This is a genomic window from Ensifer sp. GW823-FHT05D09 (assembly GCF_058795755.1).
The window spans coordinates 1-788 of the sequence record NZ_JBXAIA010000036.1 but is presented as its reverse complement, the minus strand read 5'-3'; the positions used below and the strand labels follow the sequence as shown (position 1 = coordinate 788).

Sequence of the window (788 nt, the reverse complement as noted above, 5' to 3'; positions counted from 1 at the left end):
ATCACCGAAGATCAGGTCGTCGCCGCCATTGCCGAACAGCATGTCGGCACCGGCACCGCCGTGGATCTCGTCATTGCCCGATCCGCCCGAGGCAACGTCGTCGCCGTCACCACCCGACAGCACATCGTCGCCGTCCTCGCCGCGCAGCACGTCGCTGCCGGCATCCCCCGACAGGATGTCGCTACCGCCGCCGCCCAGAAGCACGTCGGCAACAGCACCACCGAGCAGAACATCCGCAGCAGACGTGCCGATCAGCGTGCGCGCCGCAACCGGCAACGGTGTTTCGCCACCGTCCCCATCGCCAGAACCATCACCGTCGCCATCGCCAGAGCCGTCGCCATCACCGTCGTCGTCGTCGTCGTCCGGATCCGAACCAGCGCCGTCGTCATCGTCGTCGTCGCCGCCGGCCGTATCATCATCATCATCATCGTCGTCCCCATCATCGTCGGGGCCGCCGGTGTCGTCGTCATCGTCGTCGTCGTCATCGCCGCCGCCAACGGGGTCGCCGTCGTCATCACCATCATCGTCGCCACCGCCAACGGGATCGCCATCATCATCATCGTCATCGTCGCCAGGGTTGCCGGTGCCGTCACCATCGCCTTCATCTCCAGGCTGTTGTGCCTCGAAGATGTGCTCCGGCAGGTTCGTCAGGCCGGTATTGCGGGCGATGATGTCGGCGAACTCCTGGCCGTCGATGAAGTTCTCGTAGAAGTCGAAGTTGTCGAAGCGGTTGAGGTAGTAGAAGCGGTCGGCTTCCTGCAGGCGATCGAACTGCTCATGCAGCACGG

The 788-nt window shown here is 64.7% G+C and carries 1 protein-coding gene; it reads right to left on the bottom strand.

Annotated elements, in window-relative coordinates; all coding sequences use genetic code 11:
• A partial coding sequence (locus tag AC1Q80_RS30805; RefSeq protein ID WP_492362937.1) for a calcium-binding protein occupies positions 1-788 on the bottom strand: 788 nt, incomplete at both ends.